Source organism: Niastella sp., assembly GCF_045805085.1.
GTDB lineage: Bacteria > Bacteroidota > Bacteroidia > Chitinophagales > Chitinophagaceae > Niastella.
In genome coordinates, this window is the sequence record NZ_JBJMLX010000292.1 from 1 (window position 1) to 6,587 (window position 6,587).

Genomic DNA, 6,587 nt, shown 5'->3' on the forward strand with positions numbered 1-6,587 from the left:
CCAGGTCGTGAATGGCTTAGGCGCCCTTGGCGGTGAGGAAGCTGGTGGCGGCGTTGCTTATGCAGCGCATATAGGGGGATTTATATTTGGGTTGTTGCTGGTAGGTTGGTTTGGGAAAGAGTTTCTTGCCCGAAGGAGAGTAGCGAGGGCTACAAAGAGGCGATTTATTTAAGGAGGGGCAGGTTGGTAGAGTTGACCAGTTAACCAGGAAGAACGCGAAAGAAATGGTATAAAAATTAAAGGCCAGAAATAGGTGAGCCTACTTCTGGCCTCTTTGTTATTTTTATTAATCAATTGCCCTTTATTAACTCTATCAATTCCGTCAACCCTATTAACTTGTCAACTCGTCAACTGGTCAACTACTTTTCAAACACCACCGCGTCCGGCTTCGCCCCCAGCTTCTCCAAAGTAGCATTAATATCACTAATCATCTTATCGGGCCCGCACACATAAAAATGCTTACTGAAATCAGTTACGTGTGAACGCAGATACGCCTCATTGATCTGGCCATTTTCATAGCCTCTCTTCTGTTCCCGGCTCAGGATATTGATTAGATTTTTTCCCAGTATGCTGTTCAATTCTTCTTCATAAATAACATCAGCTGCTGTTTTGTTTGAAAAGAACAAGGTGTTTTCGGCAATTTGATTATCGCAATGCAATTGCCTGAGGATGGCAATAAATGGCGTAATGCCGGCGCCACCGGCAATAAAATAACCAGGTCCTTTATATTCAATAGCGCCCCACACATCGTGCAGGATCAGTTCATCGCCGGGCTCCAGTTCATGGATCTGATTGGTAACGCCTTTGTGATCGGCATATCGTTTTATGGTGAACTCAAGCGTTGGTTCGTTGTTCAGGGAGGTAAATGTAAACGGTCTTCGCTCTTCTTTCCAACCCTCTTTATTTATAGCTACTTCAGTTGCCTGTCCGGGTTTAAAAACATACCCTTCAGGTTTCTCGATGCGAAAACTTTTTACATCGTGCGTTACCTGTTTAATGGTTTTTATTTTAACAATATGCGATTCCATAATGGCTTGCTTTAAAATATTATAAGCAATCTACAGATTTAACCGCATATTGCCCAAATCATTCCCCAGTGCGAAGTTTATATTTTTCAATTGGTTAGGTAAAGTGTAAAGCTGAATTCAGGCGGTGGTATTTCATTTGCAATAGCTATTGCATATTGTTAATTAAAACAGCATTATGAAGAGAATTATTATTTCAGCAGCTCTGTTATTGCTGATCAAAGTTGCGAGTGCGCAACACGTTGAGTATGGTCTTAAAGGCGGCGTTAACTTTGCGAATATTAAAGATGATGCTGCCGATAGTAAAGCAGATTCTAAAACCGGGTTTCATCTCGGCGGTCTTGCCCATATCCATCTCACCCGCTCATTTGCCGTTCAGCCGGAAATAGTATACAGTACCCAGGGTGCTGAATATAACGGCGGCAAATTAAGATTGAATTATATTAACGTTCCTGTATTGGCGCAGTACATGTTTGCCGATGGCTTTAGAATACAAACCGGACCCCAGTTAGGCATTTTAACTACCTCTAATTTCAAGAGTGGTCATTCAGAAACGGATGTCGACAACTTCAGTAATGCCGACTTTTCCTGGGCTTTTGGCGCCAGCTATCTTAGTCATAGCGGTTTAGGTGTTGATGCCCGTTATAACCTGGGACTTACTGATGTTACAAAGAGCAATACGAATGATTTCAAGAACCGGGTATGGCAAGTGGGACTGTTTTACCAGTTCCATCACTAGGACATATCGTGAATGGTGAATGGTCAATGGTGAATAGCTCGCTCATTTTAAACTTCCCTATTATTGGGGAATTCCAAATTTCGGACGCCATTGACCATTGACCATTCACCATTCACGATTAGAAGCCGTAGCGGATACCTATTTGTATTTGCCAGGGGTTACCACCTTTTGTAATAACACCTGTATTGGTTTGAACCTTGTAGTCATAGTTTTGGGAAACATTGTCAAAGCCCTGCGTTTGATAGATGCTTTGTTTACCCAGGTTTCTGGAAGCGCCCCAATTTTTGTTGAGCAGGTTTTCTACGTTGAAGATGTCGCCGGATAATTCAACGTATTGTTTTTTCCATAGGTTGAATTTCTTGGCAACGCGTACATCCCATACGCCGTTAAACCGGTTGATACCGCCATTGCGTTCGGCAACCTGGCCCATACTTTTTCTAATGTATTTTTTATAGCTTTCGCTTGCATCAGGATTATCCAGGATGGCAGAAATACCTGTGCGGTATTTTTCTGCTACTTTGGAGTCGTTGATATCGTAGATATAAGCCAGATCGTTGGTGGCAACGAAATCGCCATTCACGTTTCCGCTTGCTAATGAATAGCGGGTGCCGCCGATACCCGAATAGCGAACGCCAACGCTCACGCCATAGAAGGTGGGTAATGTTCCATAGAATACCACTTTATGCCGGAACTGACCATCGGAATAAGTCAGTTTGCTCAGATCACGTGGATCATCTTTTACCATCAGGGCCAGGGTGGCGCTGTTGGCCACATCGCCATTATAGCTGGTGTTGTCTTTAGTATCGTTCCAGGTATAGCTGAAGGAAATTTCTCCGTCTTTAAAATAGCGCCAGGTACCATCTACTACCACCGCAAACTGGTTTACTTTGCCTTCACTGTTCAACTCCAGTACACGGCCCACGTTCATGCTTTTGCGGCCCTGCATCCAGTCGGTAACCCCGGCAGGGCTGATGCTCGCAGCGGGCACATACACACCGCGGTTGCCTTCATTGCTCAAACGGAAGAAAGGTTGATCCACCATGTTCCGGTCAACATACATATAGTTGTTGCGGGCGATGGTGGCGTAGAACGTTACTCCCATTTTAAAATTATTGGTGATAAAGCGGCTGTACGACATATTGGCTTTATACACGACAGGAATGCGCGCATCTTTCCCATTCATGTTGATAGTGGCCAGGCGCGGAACACCCTGATCGAACAATTCCTTGCCGGGTGCTGATGCAGGATTGCTGCGGTAGCCTGGGAAGTTGGGTTTGGGAATGTTCTTCTGAATATCTACAGACAATACTTTGGTTCCATCAAACACCATGTTGTTGATCATGGCGTAGTTATTAATATCTGAACCAAAGATACCGGCGCCCAAACGCAGGTAGTCGCGGTGTTTTTCATTAATGTCCCAATTGAACTGAATACGAGGTTGTAACTGGAGCGTATTCAGCGAACGGTTGGTGACAAGACCCAGTTCGTCATACGCCAGCTGGTAGAAATTGGGTTTATTAAAGTAATTGGTATAATCGGCGCGGATCCCGGCGGTCACATCAAGACCGGCCATCAGCTGCGTTTTCAACTGGGCGTATAAACCAGCATTCAGGAGGTTCTGTTTAACGCTTGGGTCATCGCTCAGGGCCACTTCACGGGCATACCGGTAGGGATTGAGGTTATCGAAATTGTTCAGTCCGTTGAAGTAGAAACGACCATTCATTTCACTGCCGTACAAAGAGTTCATGTGGGTGTACTGGATGTCGGCGCCAAATGTATAGTTGAATTTGTTAGTGTTGTAGTACATGTTGTTCACCAATTGAAACACGTTGTTGAAAAAGTGTTCGGGTGAATAACGCTGGCCACCAAACTGGATGGTAGTACTTCCCTCGGGACTGGCGATGCGTTCTACAATACCTCTTGGAATATTTTGCCGGGGTAACTGGCTGCCCGGCGAGCTTTCTTCAAAAGTATACAGGTGCTGGAACTTCAACTCATTGGTAATTTTGGAGTTTACCACAGTACGCAGGGTGGCCAGCAAGCTGTTGTTCCAGGCATGCGCATCGGCATACACTTCATAAATGTTGTTGGTAGAATTATCATCCCGGGCCAGTGGCGCCCGGTCGTTTACATAGTTGTCTCTTATGGTAAGCAGGTTTTTTGCATTCAGCTGCCAGTCAATACGCAGAAAGGCGGCATCGGTATGGCGTTGCTTGTCAAAAGAACCAACCTGGGGCGAACTGGCTGCGCCGTATTTATCCCTGGCAATTTGAAGATAGCGATTCAGTGTGTCGGGATTGGTTTGCAGGCGTTTTGCATCCGCTGATGATTGAATATCGAGTAATTGTAAAGGCCGGGCGTCATCCTGACGGTCCCAGGCAATAAAGAACTGAGCTTTGTTCTTAATAATGGGGCCGCCTATTGAAAAACCATATTGGTTGGTATGAAAATCATTTACCCGGCGTGCGCCCTTCATATCATATTTACTCGATAACCAGTCGGCGCGGGAAAACAAAAAGGCGCTGCCCGACAAGGTATTGGTTCCTGCCTTGGTAACCGTGCTGATGGTGCCACCACCACTACGACCATATGTAACGTCGTATTGGTTGGTCACTACCTTGAATTCGCGGATAGCTTCCATAGACAATGCATAGGGGCCGCCGATGCGGCTATTGGTGCCACTGCTTGAGGTGGGATTTTTCGCGGAGGTACCATCGATAGTGATATTAGTAGAAGAACCCAACTGACCGGCCAGGTTGCTGCCGCTGCTGAGTGGCGACAGGTCGATCAATGAAGTAAAGTTGCGGCCGTTAACCGGTAACCGGGAAATGTCACGGGCGGATACAGAAGTAGCGGCGCCAAAGTTTTCTGATTTTTTCCGCTGGCCGGTAGCTGTTACGGTAACTTCATTCATGCTGGCTGCAGAAACCTGCATGGTGATGTTTACCCGCAACAGGTCGCCCTGGTTCAATGAATAGTCGGTACGTTTTTGTTCACCATACCCAACATAGGTAGCCTTGATGGTATAAGGGCCGCCCAATGGCAATTCCTTAAAAATGTACTGGCCTTTTTCATTGGTCAGTGTTGCCGTAGTAAAGCCGGTTGATTCATTGGTTAACACAATGCTGGCTCCATCAACCGGTTTTTTGTTCTCATCGGTAATTACGCCGATGATGGAAGCCTGGGTAGTTTGTGCAGCTAGTCGGTGACCTGCAAGACCTGCCAATAGCAAGGCCAGCAGCAGAATGATCGGTTTCTTCATCTGATGGGTTACTTTTAAATATATAAGAATTATAAATTACCAGGTCGGGTACATGCAGAAGGCAGGAATGCCTTATTGGGCATTGACGGTCAAAGCAATCGATTGGTACTACGGGTTAGGAGAAAAATTATACAGTAACAGTAACCGTATTTCTCACGCGGCGAAAATAGCAAGTGGTTGTATGATTGAACGCAGTGATAAATTTGATAACATTATCTTCATTTTTAGTTTACATAGCGCCGGAGATTAATTACCACACTAAAGGCTGCGGTTCATTCTTCCAGAATATTACCCTGAACTCTTCATAGTGATTGCCATTACCAATGGTGTGATTATCGCGCTGTCCTTCATTGAGCTTCAATTTATGGATCATCCCTGAGCAGGAAGCAACCCATAAAGTTTTTTCATCTTCAGAGAGCGTCATGCTGGTAATGGTAGAACCTACAAAATAATGCCAGCACTTTTTCCCTTCTTTATCGAATGCCTGTACATGACCGGCCGCATCGCCAAAGATGTAATGCTCCGATGTAGCTACTGCTGCATATACGCGGCAGTTTTTATCGATAATGGTATTCCTGGCAACGCCGGTATTTATATTGGGAAATCCGGCAGTGGGCACACTGATGGTAGCGCCAGTGTATAAATGGCAGGAGTTCAATAGTACCTGTTGTCCGTCTTTGGAGAACAACGCATAATGGGGATAAGATGATTGCGGGTCGATGGTGGCTATATGGTTGCCGGCGCGGTTTAAGATCCGGTGAGCGGATGTTTGGTCACCTACAGCAATGAAGTTATTATCATACGATAAAGCAGCGTGCTCCATATCTATGTAAGAGCTCCAGTCCTTATCTTCCCGATCAGGAATGGGATGGATCATAGCGTGCCCGCTGGTGGTGAGCAGGTAAATGCCTTCGGAAGAAACGAGCAGCACGGATAATCCGTCGTTAAAAGGAATGAGTTGTGAGATGGGCAATGGGACAACAGGCGGCAATTTGAATTCAGCTATTTTTTTCCCTGCCCAGTTCTTATGGGTTGTTACAGAATTGGTTTTTGCAATTGCGTAAATATTGTTCTGGTGCGAACGGCCAATTGCCTGGATGGAATCAGATAGCTTTTCAATGATCCTGTTCGTAAGTACATAGGCGCTTCTTTTTTCATAAGCAGAACCTATAACAAACGCTATCGTATTTTCATTTATATAACACAGGTTTTCTATGTTTTGTCCCTGTTCCTGGATGATATGAATGAATGGTGCATACGCTGGAGGAAATTGTGCCCTGAATGTATCGACAGTGCCCGCTTTGTTCGCTTTCTTTAAAAGTGACAGCACTTCTAATGCATACATCTGGCTTACTATCGAGATATCATCTAGATCATTACCCCATAGGTTAAGGTTTTTTATACTTTCGATTCTGTTTGTCTTTGTTTTCATGTGAATCAGCTCAAGAGTCAATGGCTTACTCATTTCTACGATTTTATATTTATTGTATTAAAATTATTGTTAATTCCCGATTAATTTTTAATTCGTGAATATAGCAACATGGGGTTTTGGGGTTTTGGG

General features: G+C 44.8%; 4 protein-coding genes. 1 reads left to right on the plus strand and 3 read right to left on the minus strand.

Annotated elements, in window-relative coordinates; translation table 11 throughout:
- Positions 1–359: 359 nt before the first annotated feature.
- A complete protein-coding gene (locus ACJ751_RS15205) occupies positions 360–1,028 on the minus strand; it encodes an FAD-binding oxidoreductase (protein WP_407746355.1) in 669 nt (222 codons plus the stop codon).
- Between the two features lie 175 nt (positions 1,029–1,203).
- On the opposite strand from ACJ751_RS15205, the gene ACJ751_RS15210 reads away from it, so the two are divergent.
- Entirely contained in the window at positions 1,204–1,764 is a 561-nt protein-coding gene (locus tag ACJ751_RS15210; protein WP_407746356.1) for a porin family protein, read from the plus strand.
- A 118-nt stretch (positions 1,765–1,882) separates the two neighbouring features.
- On the opposite strand, the gene ACJ751_RS15215 is transcribed toward ACJ751_RS15210, so the two are convergent.
- Positions 1,883–5,026, minus strand: a complete 3,144-nt coding sequence (locus ACJ751_RS15215) for a carboxypeptidase regulatory-like domain-containing protein (protein ID WP_407746357.1) — start codon at positions 5,024–5,026, stop codon at positions 1,883–1,885.
- Between the two features lie 250 nt (positions 5,027–5,276).
- Entirely contained in the window at positions 5,277–6,491 is a 1,215-nt protein-coding gene (locus ACJ751_RS15220; protein ID WP_407746358.1) for a hypothetical protein, read from the minus strand.
- Positions 6,492–6,587: the final 96 nt, after the last annotated feature.

Coding starts and splice junctions, on each gene's coding strand:
- ACJ751_RS15205 (WP_407746355.1), bottom strand. CDS start 1,028: ATGGAATCGCATATTGTTAAAATAAAAACCATTAAACAGGTAACGCAC.
- ACJ751_RS15210 (WP_407746356.1), top strand. CDS start 1,204: ATGAAGAGAATTATTATTTCAGCAGCTCTGTTATTGCTGATCAAAGTT.
- ACJ751_RS15220 (WP_407746358.1), bottom strand. CDS start 6,491: ATGAGTAAGCCATTGACTCTTGAGCTGATTCACATGAAAACAAAGACA.
- ACJ751_RS15215 (WP_407746357.1), bottom strand. CDS start 5,026: ATGAAGAAACCGATCATTCTGCTGCTGGCCTTGCTATTGGCAGGTCTT.